The following is a 14,347-nucleotide window of genomic DNA, read 5'->3' on the forward strand; positions in this document are numbered from 1 at the left end:
GATTCCTCCTGTGCGTATGTTCTTATTCACATCTTCAAGGTATCAGACAAATCTAACAGGAGAGTGTCTGAAATCTGACGGAATGGACATATTCAGCATAGCGGCAGGTAGATCGAGAACACAGTGCCTTGCCCGGGCACAGATGCAGCCTTCATATGTCCGCCTTGTGCAGTGATAATCTCCCGCGCCAGGAAAAGTCCTATTCCCGCGCCATCTATATCGCGCACATTATTTCCCCGGTAGAACCGCTTGAAGATTCGGGGCAGCTCTTCCTGGGAGATTCCCCGGCCGGTATCTGCGATATCCAGGCGTACAAACATCTCATTCGCTTCAGCGGTGATATGGATGCTGCCCCCCGGCTCTGTATATTTCACGGCGTTCTCCAGCAGATTGAATAACACCTCGGTTGTCCACTTGGAGTCATGGTACGCGGTGATGTGAGCTTCACAGCTTATACTGATAGTGATACAGTTGCTCTCTGCCTGGATGAAAATCTGCGAAACTGCTTCAGAAACGGCGCGGATCACAGGAGAAGACTCCATGTGCAAAGAAATCATGCCCGTCTTCAGTCGGGACAGCTTGACCAGGGATTGGATCAGCCAGTCGAGCTTTTCCGACTGCTTTTTAACTTGGAGAACAAGCGGGAGCGCATGCTCATCATGCACCAGATTCTCCTCAAGCAGCTGGCTGTAAATCATAATATTGGATAATGGTGTTTTGGTCTGATGAGAGATATCGGAGATCAGTTCTTTAATTTTGTTCTTTTCCGTTTCCATATTCTGTCCGTTCACTCTGGCAATCTCTATGTACCGCATTAATTTATGTTCTATGGAGGAGAGAAGGGTTTCTTCATAATTATAGTATGGCTCACGCCCGAGAGTAGCGTTGTCTACCAGTGTCTCTACCTTTTCCATAAAAGAAGTGAGCTGATGCCTGAGCGACCAGGACCAGGCCCCTCCAAGGATCAGCATGCAGAGTATAAACAGAAGGGAGAGTCCGAGGAGGGATGAGCCAGTGGTATCCAGTAATAGAATACAAGTCACATAAGCCAGCACCAGAATGATAAAAGCCGCAGCAAACCCCAGATTTACCAGCCGGGTATGCGGCAGTCGTTCTTGTCCCTTCATAGAGTCGGCCCTTCTGTCCATGTATACCCTAAACCATAAACGGTCTTAATATATTGGGGCGAGGAGGGTTCAGCTTCGATTTTGGCCCGCAATCTTTTGATCGCTACCGTCAATGCATTCTCATCCACGAAGACAGCCTCCTGGCTCCACGTTTTGTCGATCAGCTGCTCTCGGGTCAGAATGTTGCCTCTGTTCGCTACCAGTATGCGCAGCAGTTTCTGTTCGGACTTGCTCAGCAGCAGGGGGCGGCTGTTCTTGAAATATTCCATTTTGCCAAAATCAAATTCCAGCGGTCCGATAACGATCCTGTCACTGGCAGGCGCATCGCTCCTTCTCAGGACGGCCATTACCCGGGCCCGCAGAACCATCAGACTGAATGGCTTCGTAATATAGTCATCAGCTCCCAGCGCAAAGCCGGTAACAATATCCGGCTCCATGTCGTTGGCAGTCAGAAATATAATCGGCACTTGTGAGGTTCTGCGGATTCTCTCGCAGTAATCGAGTCCGCTTCCGTCCGGAAGATTCACATCCAGCAGAATGAGATCTATCTGGGTTGACGAGATCATCTGATCAGCCATCGCCACAGTATAGGCCTGCTCTATAATTAAGTCGTTTTGAGCCAAGGACAGGGCGATCCCCTTGTTCAGGCTTCGGTCATCTTCAACGATCAGCAGTGTCTTCATGGGCGTAACTCCTTTGTGTGGATGAAGCGTTATCTCAATATTATGGCCATCACTGGGAGATCCTGCAAGGGAGTATGATGCCGCATATTTGGAAGAGACAGTACAAAAGCTGATCCCCAGCAGAATATCTGCTAAGACCCCGCGGTCTGCGGTCGTGCATAAGTCCCCGACTAAGGTCCAGTACATAAAACCGTCCACAGTCTGTTTTGAAAATCTGCGGTTTACCCTAGAATAAGGATATAAGAAAGAGATCAACGAAAGGCGGTGAGAAAAAATGCAAAGAAAAGGTAACGGACTTGCGATTGTGCTGATTGCAATTGGAGCGGTAATGCTGTTAGGGATTTTGCCTAATTTGATTCACGGCATCTTTGGCATCCTGTTCCCGGTATTGCTGGTTGCTCTCGGATACTACGGAATTAAGAGCGGACACAAAATTATCGGCTGGGTAGTATTGTTCATCGGTATCATGTCCCTGATCTCCAAGCTTTCCTGGATTATCGGACCGCTGCTCGGTGTAGCGCTGGTAGTGTGGGGCATCTCGGTACTCCGGGGTAAACGGAGCAGAACATACTAAGAGGTAGAACAATTACTTAATAAGAAGCAGGGAGGGAACAGGAAATCATGAGTGTTTTTCGCAGAATGAGGGATATCACCGTAGCCAACTTGAATGAACGCCTGGAGCAGAGTCAGGATCCCGTGAAGCTGATTGATCAATTTCTACATTCAACCCGTGAAGAAATAGGGGAGGCAGAGCGGCTGTATCAGCAGTACGCTTCCCATACGAAGCAATTGCAGCAGCAGGTGAATCAGGCAACCGCCATGAGAAACAAACGTGAAGAGCAGGCACTCCTCGCGCTCAAGGCCGGTGAAGATCATCTCGCCAAACTGGCACTACAGGAGAAAATTATCCACGAGGAAAAGCTGGAGCAATACAGCGGGCTACTGGAAACCAGCCAGCAATCACTCTTTGAGCTTGAAAGCCAGTTGAATGAACTCAAAATTGAGTATCAGACGGTATACAGCAAACGCCAATTCTATGCAGCCCGGATGGAATCACTTCGGCTGCAGCAGCGAATGAATCAAAGAGCGAGTGCTTATGGCGGCGGTGATGTCCCCAAAATGTTCGGCCGTCTGGAAGACAAGATGACCGATTGGGAGCTGGAAGCCAAAAGCCTGAGCGATTTGCGCCGGATGGGACAGGAATATGCAGTGCAGGCCGGTGAGACGGTGGCGACCGTGCTCGAAAGAGAAATGGCCCGCCTGAAGGAGAAGCTGAACAATGATGGCAGAAAGGAGTAGTACTATGACCCGATTGTACCGTTCAACCAGAGACAGGGTAATGACAGGGCTGGCAGGCGGATTGTCCGAGACACTCGGCATCGACTCCACACTGTTCAGAATTCTGCTGGTGGTCAGCATTCCTTTTAGCGGAGGAGCTACTATCCTGGTGTACCTTATCGCAGCAATGGTAATTCCCAAGGAGCCTACCCAGTACAATCCCTTCGGACCTGGACCCGGTGCGCCGGGCGGCCCGTATGGCGGTCCTTACTCAGGAAGACCTGAGCATGGCCGCGGACCGCAGGGACAGCAAGGATATGGCCCTTACGGCGGACAGCCGGGCTATAATCCCGGCTATGACAAAGCGGGCGCTTACACGGCTCCCGATTCCGGTCTGGATGCCATGATGAAGGATATTGAGAAGAAGGCACTGCAAAAAGAAGTAGAAGAGCTCAAACAAAAACTGTCTAAATACGAGAAGGGAGAAGTGTAAATCATGGGAGTATTCAAACGGATTAAAGATATGACTAAAGCGTCGGTAAACGACATGTTGGATAAGGTAGAGGACCCAATCGTAATGCTGAATCAATATCTGCGCGATATGGAGGCTGAGATTCATGAGGCTGAAGTAACGGTAGCAAAGCAGATGGCCAATGAACGCCGTATGAAGCAGCGTGTGGACGAAGCCGCTAAGGTATCCGGACAACGTGCGGCACAAGCGGAACTTGCGCTTAAGAACGGCCAGGAGGAAGTTACCCGCAAGCTGCTGGAAGAGAAGATTTATTTCGACCAAAAGCATGTTGAATACAGCGAGCTTCACGCCCAGGCTGAAGTTCAAGCCAAGGAACTGGTGCAGCAGCTTCATGATATGAAGGATGAGTTCTACAAGCTGCGCAACAAACGTAATGAACTGGTCTCCCGCGCTCAAATGGCTAAAGCCAAGAAGCAAATGTCCCAGATCAGCAGTGTACATTCCATTGAAAGCGGAAGTGCATCCCTTGGATTCCACCGCATGGAAGAAAAGATCATGCAGCTAGAAGCGGAAGCAGATGTTATGCGCGCTCCGTACAGCCCTTCGGCAACCGCATATGCTAAGCCGGTAGATCCTGAGAAGCAGCTCAAAGTGGAAGAACAGCTCGCAGCACTCAAGAGCAAGCTGAATTCTGCTCCGGCAGCTCCTTCACTTGATAAAAAAGAAGAATAATGCCTGTTCCTAAAGAATAGGCAGGTATGATATGCTGAACAAGGTAAAGCCATACGGTATGGATTCTCCATACCGGTATGGCTTTTGTAGCGGGAAGCGGTTATAGATGAGGAGGTGCGGAATGGATAAACGGAACCGTTTGATTGCCATCGGACTGATTGGTGTCGGCTGCTTAATGATTTTTGGCAAATGGATCGGCTTCTTCTCCATGGTCGCACTCCTGTTCCTGCTGCTGGGGATCTACCGGACAACGTCAGGCAAGGTGAAGCAAGGGTATAAGCTTCTGGGGATCGGCGCGGTGCTGCTGCTGCTGGACCATCTGCTGCTGGTGCTTGGAATCTGCCTGATTTCGCTGGGCATGTTCTTTGTGAAATCCAAAAGAATGCAGCGTAAGGCCGGGTTTATGCAGAAACAAAGCTTCTCTTCCAGATTCGACTGGGATCTCTCGCCGTGGGTCATGCGCAGCCTCAGCGCCTGGCATGTGCTGGGTGAAGCGGACGTGGATCTTTCGCTGGCAATGGCGGAAGAACAAGAGACGATTATGCTGTTCCAGGGCATTTTTGGCGATGTAGACATTCTGATGTCCGAGGATTACGGGGTAGAGATCGAAGCCTTCGTGCTGTTCGGCTCTATCGAATCCGGCAGTCACCGGGACACGGGGATGCTGAACCGGCTGAACTGGAAGTCACCCAACTACGACAGCAGCGAGCATAAAGTGAAATTCAATATCTCATATCTGATGGGCGATCTGGACATACGGTTTCCCTGATGCATACAGCATATGAGCAGAGAGATGGAAGGGAGGGCTCCCGGGCATGGGCAAAAAAAGCAGTAACATGGTAACGCGCAGTATGGGCGAGGGGGCTCTGTTCTCTTTGATCATGCTGCTTGTTATTACATACATTATGTATACATATGGATTATTACAGCCGTTTGAGGACTGGAAGGTCGGCGTGAGAACGGCAATGACGCTGATTCTGCTGCCAATGGCCTTCGGCATCGGGTACGGGTTCTATCAGGGCTTCCGCAGCAAGCGCAAGCTGGAGCTGCTGCGGGCGACGCTGGTAGCCTGGGAGAAGGGCAATCTCACCCCGGTGATGCCGGATCTGGGCCATGATGAACTGGGCCGGCTAGGGGAACAGCTCGGACGGATCGGCGGCAAATGGGAGAATCAGGTGAATACGCTGCAGCGGCTCTCCACCAATAATGCCAAGCTTGCCGAGCAAGCCCGGGTGACGGCAATTATCGAGGAGCGTCAGCGGCTGGCACGCGAGCTGCATGATGCCGTATCCCAGCAGCTGTTCGCGATCTCGATGACGGCAACGGCTGTAGGCCGGACGCTGGAGAAGGATTTCGACAAGGCGCAGCGGCAAATTGCGCTGATTGAGGAGATGTCTGCCGTAGCCCAGTCGGAGATGCGGGCACTGCTGCTGCACCTGCGGCCGGTATATCTGGAAGGTAAGGGGCTGGAGCAAGGGCTGCAGGAGCTGATCAAGGAACTGAAGATCAAGGTTCCGATCGATATTGTGTTCGAGATGGATCAGGGCGTGCAGCTGCTCAAAGGCGTCGAGAATCATTTGTTCCGCATTGTGCAGGAGGCGATTTCGAACACGCTGCGTCATGCCAAAGCGGAGAAGATGGAGATCCGCCTGCACCGCCGCGGTGATACCGTCCGTTTGACGCTGCGCGATGACGGGATCGGTTTTGAGCTGGATGAGGGCAAGCAGACATCCTACGGACTTTCGAATATGCAGGAGCGGATAACAGAGATCGGAGGCTCGATCCAGTTCATCACCGCTCCCGGCAAAGGAATGCGGATTGATATTACCGTACCGGTAGTCAATGAATAGGGGGCAAGGGTAACCATGGAGATGGAGGAAGCGGAAGCGATCAAGGTCCTGCTGGTGGACGATCACGAAATGGTCCGGATCGGACTTGCTGCGGTGCTTGGCACCGAGGATGGGATTGAAGTTGTAGGTGAAGCCGGAAGCGGCGAAGAAGGAATCCGGCTGGCACAGGAATATAATCCGGATGTGGTGCTCATGGATCTGGTGATGGACGGCATGGACGGGATCGAAACAACAAGACAACTGCTGAAGCTGTACCCGGACTGCAAAGTTATAGTGCTGACCAGTTATTTGGATGATGAGAAAATGTACCCGGTCATTGAAGCCGGCGCGTTCAGCTATCTGCTCAAAACCTCGCGGGCCAGTGAAGTCGCGGATGCAATCCGGGCTGCCGCAAGAGGACAGTCCGTGCTGGAATCACAAGTGGCTTCCAAAATGATGAACCGGTTCCGCTCGAATGCCAGAGGTGAGTCTCCGGCCTACAAGGAGCTTACCGAACGCGAGATGGAAGTGCTGAAGCTGCTGGCCCAGGGAAAGTCCAATCAGGATATTGCCGATCAATTAATTATTGGAATCAAGACAGTGAAATTCCATGTCACGAATGTTCTTGCCAAGCTGGGCGTCGAAGACCGGACCCAGGCAGCTATTTACGCATATAAGAATGGACTGGCGGAATAAAGCCATAGACCATAGAAGCTATTACGCACTTTCAAGAGAAATTAGCCCTGGCCTGGGAAGGACGGGGGATTATCTTGAAAGTGTTTTTGCGTGCGCGTAAGGCTCGCGTCCTTGCAGTTTGTATACATAACCTAAGGATAAGAGCAGATAACTTACCCCAAACCCGAGATAAACACAGGTTAAATCAAGCTTCGAGATAAATATATATATGATTACCAGGGATACTGCATACACCACCCCCGAGTAAACAAGCACCCACTTCTCCAGATCAATCGCCTGCAGGGTGGAGCGCATAATCATCTGTAAACCATTCAATAGATTAAGAGCAAGCGCCAGGGGAAGAACATGCTGGACAAAGGAGATGACAATAGCATTGTCTGTGATGATGGTGATCAGCGGATAGGAGAATGAGATCAGGATCAAGGTTAGCGGAATGCTGATCATTAACATTAGCTGGAGCGACAAATGCGAGTATTTGGTGTACCCTTCTTGCTGCTTGCCGTAGGCCTGGGCAGTAATTGTCATACAGCTGCCTGCGAAGCAGTACATCGGAATCATAATGATCTCAAGCAAAGTGGTCACAACGGTGTATGACGCGATGAATTCAGACTCCATTCTGGAGATGATCGCCATGATGCCCATTGCAAACAAAGTGTATTCAATAAGGTCCTGAAGGGCCATCGGGAAATAGAGCTTCAGCAGCTGCTTGGCGATGGGGCGGCTGATCTGAAGGGAGAAGCTGAATAACCTGCTTTTGCGGAAAAAATAGATGCAGACTATAATGCTCGCACCATAGCCTGCGACAGAGCCAACAGCGGCACCGCTCATGCCCAGCTCAGGAAAGCCCCATTTGCTGAAGACGAGCACATAATCGAAGAATATATTAACGATGCCTGCTGCCACGAAACTGAAGGTTAACAGCTTGGCTTGGTTGATGTTCTTGAAATAGGCTGAGAAATTAAACAGAACCATATTCATGCCCATAGTCATTCCGCTGATATACAAATAATGAGTGGCAGGTAAGAAATTCAGATCATAGACCGTGCCCAATATCCATTTGCCAGTCCCTAACAGCAGCAGTTCGAACAGGATGCCGATAATGATGGACATTGTCATGCTTGTATTAAAAGCTTGGCCAAACTTAGGGATCTCATTGTTGCCGAAGAATCTTCCGCCGATGATGTTGAAGGCCGCGCATAGAATGCCGATCGTTCCGGTGATTAGAAAAATAAAAGATGAGGCGATGCCCACTGCGGCAAATTCTTCAACGCCAAGCCTGCCGATAATCGCCTGGTCGCCGAGTTGAAAGAGAAGCTGGAGGATCTGGAGGAAAAGCATGGGGACAACCAGATCGTTGACAAGACGGAAGTCAGCGCTGTTTCGGTGATACCATTTTTTAAGCATGCTGTATGAGTACCTCTTCTATCTATATTATGCGAATTCTATTAATGGAAATATAAACTAATAAATACTCCTGTGGAAGTGATTGGAATCTCATTGCATTCCAAGTGAACTATGCAGCTACCGGATCGGGAGTCTCAGAGAGTCTCTCTCAGCGGGGTATATCTTTCTCTGAAGCTGGGTATCCTGTCTAGTAGATTACTAGAACGGATTGAGAGGGAGATGCGGAATGGGGAACAGAGGACAAGGCAAGGGAATGCTGCTGCTGGCCGGGTTATGTGTGGTGGCGATGCTGCTCAGCGGTTTCCGCAGCGCGGGAACTGCCCTGGGAGGTAGTGCTGCTGGCGCATCCGCTACAGTATCAGCTACGGTCAACGCCGGGGGGGACGCCGGATTCTCCGGCAGCAGTCTGAACCAGGTTGCCGGTGCCGGATCAGCGGCTTCCGGGGAACTTCAGGATTCCCTTGCTCTGCTGGCCTCTCTCGGCAGTAAGGCTTCCGCTGCTGGAGCTCCGCTCCGGCTCGTGCTGAAGTGGCAGGGGGAATACAGCAGCGGATTGCCGGCTGAAGCTGCGGTACAGAAGCTGGCTGCCAAGCTCGGACTCGGTGAAATCAGCCGTACGGATGAGGATGGCCATATGACCTCCCGCGCCTATCGGGAACTCAGTGGAGGCACGAAGATCTCCCTGTTCTGGAGCGAGCTCGGCGGCGGACGGAGTTATTGCATCGTTACCTTCGAGACGGCGGATCTTCTGGGCTCGCCCGAGCTTCCGGCAGCAGCCGGAGACGCGGGAAAGGCGATGATTCAGGCGGGTATCGCTGCAGCGTGGAATATCTCGCTCCAGGCTCCGGCCAAGGAACAGAGCGGACCGCAGGCTGCGCTGCTGGCCACAGAGCAGAACCTTGCAGCGCAGCTCCCCGGCATTCACGCGGAGGAGAATTACGCAGATGCGACTACATCCAGCCGTTCATATAGTGTGCCCGGCCTGCAGCGCACCGTCAGCAGCGGCGGACATGAGCTCGCGCTCCAGCTGGCGGTGCACAGAGACGGGAATGAGGATAGAAACCGCATGACCCTTGGACTCCCGCTGATCACGATCGAATACTGAAGCCGGGGATTTCCAGGCTTACTCCGCAGCGGCTCCACGTTGCGGAGCCTTTGGCGGGGCGGTATAATATCGGTAGTATAAGCGGGAGCATGTGAAAGCATAAGAAAGAGTAATAGAAAATTACGAAATCCCGAGAAAAACTGTCAGGAATGTGATAGCATCCTTAGTGCAATTATGATAAAATGACATCACGCCGTCATGCGTATTTTATATCATGACCGCCGCTGAGAATGAATGTCAACTATATTACATACAGAGAGATGAGGAGCCATGGCTGAAAATCAAACCCTTGATGCACTGCATACACCCGGTGCTGTATTCTTTATCTTCGGGGCAACCGGAGATCTAGCCCGGCGTAAGCTTTTCCCGGCGATTTACAGTTTGTACCGTGAAGGCAAGCTGACACATGATTTTGCGGTAATTGGCGTGGCTCGGCGTCCCCGTACCCAGGATGAATTCCGGGAAGATGTGAAGGAGTCCATCCGCGAGTTCTGCCGCTACCAGGCAGGAGATGCTGCGGAATGGAACGAGTTCGTACAGCATTTTGAATACAAGTCTCTGGACATCAACAATATTGACGGTTTCCGTGAGCTGAATGCCCAGACGGAAGCGCTCGAAGAGAAGTTCCATATTCCGGGCAACCGCCTGTTCTATCTGGCGCTCGCACCTGAACTGTTCGGCAGTGTCTCCTTCAACCTTAAGGCTGGCGGAATGCTGCAGACCCGGGGCTGGAACCGTCTGGTGATCGAGAAACCATTCGGCTACAATCTGGAGTCCGCTGAACAGCTGAATGAGCAAATCCGCCAGGTGTTCAAGGAAGAAGAGATTTACCGGATTGACCATTACCTGGGTAAGGAAATGGTGCAGAATATTGAAGTGATCCGGTTCGCTAATGCTTTCTTCGAGCCGCTGTGGAACAACAAGCATATCGCCAACATTCAGATCACACTCGGGGAAACCGTGGGTGTTGAAGAGCGCGGTGGGTATTACGATCATGCCGGAGCACTGCGTGATATGGGCCAGAACCATATTCTTCAGCTGCTGACAATGATCGCTATGGAACCGCCAAGCCGTCTGCTGGCTGAAGATATCCGTGATGAGAAAGTGAAGGTGCTTCGTTCGCTGCGTCCTTACGCTACGGCGGAAGAGGTTCGCGAGAACGTGGTGCGCGGTCAATACACGCAAGGGCTCTACAAGGGCAAGACCCTTCCGGCTTACCGCCAGGAAGACAAGGTGGACCCGGAATCGAATACAGAGACGTATTTCGCAGCCCGTGTATTTGTAGACAACTTCCGCTGGGCAGGGGTTCCCTTCTACATTCGTACCGGCAAACGTCTGCCTGTGAAGACCACGGAAGTGGTTGTCGAGTTCAAGGGAATGCCGACCAACGTTTATCTGGGCCAGAAGCATAATCTGGAGCCGAACCTGCTCGTCATCCGTGTGAATCCGATGGAAGGCATCTACGTGAAGATCAATGCCAAGAAGCCGGGCTCGGAATCGGAAATTCAGCCGCTGGCGATGGATTTCTGCCAGAGCTGCATGATCGGCATCAACTCGCCGGAAGCTTATGAGCGCCTGCTGCATGATGCTGCGCGCGGCGATTCCACTTACTTCACCCGCTGGGATGAAGTGTCCTCGGCTTGGTCCTTCGTGGACCGTATCGCCAAGGCATGGAAGGAAGAGAGTAACGATCTCGCTTCCTATCCTGCCGGCTCCTGGGGGCCGGTCGAAGCCGATCAGCTGCTGGCTGGCGAAGGCTTCCACTGGTGGCCGGTCAACGGCCAGGATGAAGACAATGTGGTTTGGCAGGTTAACCGCTAAGCCCTGAATAAGAGAACTGTTGGAGATCCCTCTGCATACGTTGCAGGGGGATCTTTTTGCGGAATAACGGATTTCCGGCGGACCAGTCAGCCGAATATCCACCAAAGCCGGAGTTTCTGTACATAATATTGCAAGATATTTGACTTGCGGAGCTTTTTTGTAGATAATGTTTGCCGGATTTTGCTATACTAAAAAGGATGCTTTCAAAATAAAGAATTTCTAGGCAAGGCGCCATAAAATATCCTATAAACCGTACTTCAACGATGTAACGATGAATTCTACGTGAAAGGATCTGGACGAATGAGTAGTGCACCGATTTGATGAAATCCGGTAATTGAAGCAGAAGCATGGATGAATATATATATGAAGGGATATGTGTAATGAATAAGGCACCGGACCACAAGCTTCAGAGTGAAGTAGACAAACGCAGAACCTTTGCGATTATTTCCCACCCCGATGCGGGTAAAACAACGCTGACCGAGAAACTGCTCCTCTTCGGGGGCGCTATCCGCTTAGCAGGTACAGTCAAAGCCCGTAAGGCAAGCAAGCATGCGACAAGTGACTGGATGGAAATTGAGAAGCAGCGCGGGATCTCCGTCACTTCTTCCGTCATGCAGTTTGATTATCTGGACCACCGGGTGAATATCCTGGATACCCCGGGTCACCAGGATTTCAGTGAAGACACTTACCGTACGCTTACTGCGGCTGACAGTGCGGTCATGCTGATTGACGTTGCCAAGGGCGTGGAAACACAGACGATCAAGCTGTTCCAGGTTTGTGCGAAACGCGGCATTCCGATCTTCACCTTCATCAACAAGCTGGACCGTGAAGGCCGCAATCCATTTGAGCTGATGGAAGAGCTGGAGAATGTACTGGGTATCCGCTCTGTGCCAATGAACTGGCCGATTGGCATGGGCCGTGAGCTGTGCGGCGTATATGACCGGATGAAGAATCAGGTCGAGCTGTTCCAGGGCGACGATCATTCCGTGATCAGAGTACAAAAAGTGGAAAGCTACCGTGACCCGATTATCCGCGAGATGGCCGGAGAGTACCTGCATGACCAGTTGTGCGCAGATCTGGAGCTGCTGGATGTAGCGGGCGATCCTTTTGACTATGAGAAAGTACTCCGCGGCGAGATTACCCCGGTATTCTTCGGCAGTGCGATCAACAACTTCGGCGTGCAGACCTTCCTGGATAATTTCCTTGATCTTGCACCGAAGCCTGAACCACGCCGCAGTACAGCTGGCTCTGTTGAACCGACAAATGAGAAATTTACCGGCTATGTCTTCAAAATCCAGGCTAACATGAACCCGGCTCACCGTGACCGCATTGCCTTCCTGCGCATTGTGTCCGGCAAGTTCGAGCGCGGGATGAGCGTGAAGCATGTGCGGGCTGGTAAAGACATCAAGCTGTCCCAGCCGCAGCAGTTCCTCGCCCAGGATAGAGATATTGTTGAAGAGGCGTATCCGGGTGATATTATCGGTCTGTTTGACCCGGGTATCTTCCGGATTGGCGACACGCTGAGTCAGGCAGGGGATATTGAATTCGATGAGCTGCCGACCTTCTCGCCGGAGATTTTCTCCAAAGTGAGCATTAAGAATGCGCTGAAATCGAAGCAGTTCCAGAAGGGTATTGACCAGCTGACCGAAGAGGGTATGATCCAGGTGTTCCGCACCGTGAACTTCGATGATATCCTGCTGGGTGTCGTCGGACAGCTGCAGTTCGAGGTGTTCGAGTACCGGATGAAGGGCGAGTATGGTGTAGATGTCCAGCTGCAGCGGATGAGCTACCAGTTCGCGCGCTGGATTGTGGATGACAACAAGCCGGACGCAAGCAAATTCCGGATTAACTCCACCCTGGTTACTGATAAGAAGGGCAATTTTGTGGTGCTGTTCGAGAATGAATACGCCATGCGGACCGCAATGGAGAAGAATCCAACGGCCAAGTTCCTCGAAACCGCGCCTTGAAATGTACAGTTGAAGTAGGATAAGCTGACCGCTTATTCAATTGTTTGTTATAAAAAACCTCCGCCTCCATAGTGCAGCTGCACAGTGGATTGCGGAGGTTTTTGGCGGAGTGAAGCTCTTTAGGAGGTGATGGATCCTGGTGTGAGCTTCTCCAGATGTCTGTGCAGCATGGAGAGCACCCGGTCCTGCTTGGCGGGATCGAGATCCTTCCAGATCATCTCGAAGACAACGCCGAGTCCTGGAAGCGCGGCTTCCGGTCCGTCCACGGAATTCTCGATCACTTCCCGCAGGCCTTCTTCGGTCTGTCCGTGAATCTTGTGTACAATAGCCTGGCGCAAATCAATGGTGACTGGCATATCGGCCTCCTTAAGTTTGTTAGCATTCGCTCCCTGGGTCGGCATTGCAAAACTGGCTTCGGGAGCGTGGGCTTTGGTTTGTGAGCAGCCTTGTTATAAGGTGCCCTGCGGCCGCGCTGAAAATTCAAGTTTATGACAACGTATGCTATACTGTTTGAGATGCAAAATGCGGCGGGAGGTACAACAATTATGGCAAAAAAACAATATGCCGTCATCGGAATGGGACGTTTCGGCTCAAGTGTAGCCAAGGCGCTCAGTGGTATGGGCTTTGATGTACTGGCCATTGATACGGATGAGCAACGCACCCAGGAAATTTCGAATATTGTTACTCATGCCGTATCCGCGGATTCGACCGATGAAGAGGCACTGCGTGCACTCGGAATCCGTAACTTCGATGTGGTAGTTGTCGCGATTGGCGAGGATATTCAGGCCAGTATTCTAACCACGCTGATCCTGAAGGATCTGGGCGTGCCTGCAATTCTGGTTAAGGCCAAAAGCGAGCTGCACGGCAAGGTATTAAGTAAAATCGGAGCGGATAAGGTAATTTACCCCGAACGGGATATGGGCATGCGGGTGGCGCATCATCTGGCCTCGCCGAACATCCTTGATTATATAGAGCTGTCGCCGGACTACAGCATCCTGGACATGAAGGTCTCCGGGCCGATGCTCGGTAAGAATCTGCAGGAGCTTAATATTCGTGCTAAATACGGCTGTAACGTGATGGCCATCCGCCGGGGTGAGGAAATGAATATTTCCCCCAGAGCGGAGGACCGTCTGACTGAAGGTGATGTACTCGTCATTGTCGGACGCAAGGACAACCTGACGAAGCTGGAAATGGCTTATCAATAGGGCTGTATGGTTGAGTGCAGGTACAGGC

Annotated in this window: 15 protein-coding genes; 11 read left to right on the forward strand and 4 right to left on the reverse strand. The window is 51.6% G+C overall.

Going from position 1 to position 14,347, the window contains the following annotated elements:
• Positions 1–92 precede the first annotated feature (92 nt).
• Both MKX70_RS10620 and MKX70_RS10625 read right to left on the reverse strand, forming a co-directional pair.
• Positions 93–1,127 carry a sensor histidine kinase gene (locus MKX70_RS10620; RefSeq protein ID WP_340839992.1) on the reverse strand — a complete coding sequence of 345 codons (1,035 nt, stop codon included), beginning with the start codon at positions 1,125–1,127 and terminating at the stop codon, positions 93–95.
• Complete coding sequence (locus tag MKX70_RS10625) at positions 1,124–1,810, reverse strand: response regulator transcription factor (RefSeq protein WP_340839993.1); 687 nt, start codon at positions 1,808–1,810, stop codon at positions 1,124–1,126. The genes MKX70_RS10620 and MKX70_RS10625 overlap by 4 nt, the downstream gene beginning before the upstream one ends.
• A gap of 274 nt (positions 1,811–2,084) precedes the next feature.
• Between MKX70_RS10625 and MKX70_RS10630 the strand changes: the two genes are divergently transcribed.
• From MKX70_RS10630 to MKX70_RS10660, 7 genes are all read left to right on the forward strand, one after another.
• Positions 2,085–2,384: a LiaF transmembrane domain-containing protein gene (locus MKX70_RS10630; RefSeq protein ID WP_042239592.1), complete on the forward strand. Its 300-nt coding sequence runs from the start codon at positions 2,085–2,087 to the stop codon at positions 2,382–2,384.
• A gap of 47 nt (positions 2,385–2,431) precedes the next feature.
• Entirely contained in the window at positions 2,432–3,109 is a 678-nt protein-coding gene (locus tag MKX70_RS10635; RefSeq protein WP_042239590.1) for a PspA/IM30 family protein, read from the forward strand.
• A 4-nt stretch (positions 3,110–3,113) separates the two neighbouring features.
• A complete protein-coding gene (locus tag MKX70_RS10640; RefSeq protein ID WP_042239587.1) occupies positions 3,114–3,581 on the forward strand; it encodes a PspC domain-containing protein in 468 nt (155 codons plus the stop codon).
• A gap of 3 nt (positions 3,582–3,584) precedes the next feature.
• Complete coding sequence (locus MKX70_RS10645) at positions 3,585–4,292, forward strand: PspA/IM30 family protein (RefSeq protein ID WP_039307345.1); 708 nt, start codon at positions 3,585–3,587, stop codon at positions 4,290–4,292.
• Positions 4,293–4,413: 121 nt separating this feature from the next.
• Positions 4,414–5,061: a cell wall-active antibiotics response protein LiaF gene (liaF, locus tag MKX70_RS10650; protein ID WP_042239586.1), complete on the forward strand. Its 648-nt coding sequence runs from the start codon at positions 4,414–4,416 to the stop codon at positions 5,059–5,061.
• 46 nt (positions 5,062–5,107) lie between these two features.
• A complete protein-coding gene (locus MKX70_RS10655; RefSeq protein WP_340782474.1) occupies positions 5,108–6,142 on the forward strand; it encodes a sensor histidine kinase in 1,035 nt (344 codons plus the stop codon).
• A 21-nt stretch (positions 6,143–6,163) separates the two neighbouring features.
• Positions 6,164–6,817, forward strand: a complete 654-nt coding sequence (locus MKX70_RS10660; RefSeq protein WP_042243482.1) for a response regulator — start codon at positions 6,164–6,166, stop codon at positions 6,815–6,817.
• A 69-nt stretch (positions 6,818–6,886) separates the two neighbouring features.
• Here MKX70_RS10660 and MKX70_RS10665 read toward each other — a convergent pair whose 3' ends face one another.
• A complete protein-coding gene (locus MKX70_RS10665; RefSeq protein ID WP_042239580.1) occupies positions 6,887–8,221 on the reverse strand; it encodes an MATE family efflux transporter in 1,335 nt (444 codons plus the stop codon).
• Between the two features lie 226 nt (positions 8,222–8,447).
• Here MKX70_RS10665 and MKX70_RS10670 point away from each other — a divergent pair, with 226 nt between their 5' ends.
• The 3 genes from MKX70_RS10670 to MKX70_RS10680 all read left to right on the forward strand — a co-directional run bounded on the left by MKX70_RS10670 (position 8,448) and on the right by MKX70_RS10680 (position 13,114).
• A complete protein-coding gene (locus MKX70_RS10670) occupies positions 8,448–9,326 on the forward strand; it encodes a YwmB family TATA-box binding protein (protein WP_042239579.1) in 879 nt (292 codons plus the stop codon).
• A gap of 270 nt (positions 9,327–9,596) precedes the next feature.
• Complete coding sequence (gene zwf, locus MKX70_RS10675) at positions 9,597–11,147, forward strand: glucose-6-phosphate dehydrogenase (RefSeq protein ID WP_039307355.1); 1,551 nt, start codon at positions 9,597–9,599, stop codon at positions 11,145–11,147.
• 380 nt (positions 11,148–11,527) lie between these two features.
• Positions 11,528–13,114, forward strand: coding sequence for a peptide chain release factor 3 (locus tag MKX70_RS10680; RefSeq protein WP_042243479.1), 1,587 nt, complete (start codon positions 11,528–11,530; stop codon positions 13,112–13,114).
• 119 nt (positions 13,115–13,233) lie between these two features.
• Here the strand turns inward: MKX70_RS10680 and MKX70_RS10685 are convergent, their stop codons facing one another.
• A complete protein-coding gene (locus tag MKX70_RS10685) occupies positions 13,234–13,470 on the reverse strand; it encodes a small acid-soluble spore protein SspI (protein WP_042139923.1) in 237 nt (78 codons plus the stop codon).
• A 159-nt stretch (positions 13,471–13,629) separates the two neighbouring features.
• Between MKX70_RS10685 and MKX70_RS10690 the strand changes: the two genes are divergently transcribed.
• Entirely contained in the window at positions 13,630–14,319 is a 690-nt protein-coding gene (locus tag MKX70_RS10690; protein ID WP_156123503.1) for a potassium channel family protein, read from the forward strand.
• Positions 14,320–14,347: the final 28 nt, after the last annotated feature.

The organism is Paenibacillus sp. FSL R7-0312 (assembly GCF_038004445.1).
Lineage (GTDB): Bacteria > Bacillota > Bacilli > Paenibacillales > Paenibacillaceae > Paenibacillus_AQ.